We start from the raw sequence: 306 nt of genomic DNA, 5'->3' as shown, positions 1-306 counted from the left end.
AGAGGGGAGCGCCATGTCCGGGAGTGGCGCGTCGGGCGCGAAACCCGCTCTCGTCGCGCTGCCCCTCTCCCGACCCTCGCTCACCCCGGGGCCACCCTCCCCCGCCGAGGGCGCGGGGAAGGCGGAAGCGCCCCACAACATCTGGCCCGACGCCCTGCGCGCCGCCCCCCACCTCGCCACCGACCCGCATGGCCGCGGCTGCGCGGCGTTGCGGGCCGGGCCGGGGCCGGGGCCGGCGCGCTGGCCCGCCAGCCCGCGGGCGATTGCTCCCCCTGACGCGCCCCGGCGCCGGCCGCCGCCCCCGCC

At 82.4% G+C, this 306-nt stretch carries 1 pseudogene; it reads left to right on the top strand.

The window, feature by feature from the left end:
• Nucleotides 1-13: 13 nt before the first annotated feature.
• Nucleotides 14-306: pseudogene (gene bchD / locus MKK67_RS18495) on the top strand (magnesium chelatase ATPase subunit D); the annotation flags it as partial.

This window comes from Methylobacterium sp. J-072, from assembly GCF_022829425.1.
Lineage (GTDB): Bacteria > Pseudomonadota > Alphaproteobacteria > Rhizobiales > Beijerinckiaceae > Methylobacterium.
The sequence above is the reverse complement of the archived record's forward strand: the minus strand, read 5'-3'. Positions and strand labels throughout refer to the sequence as shown.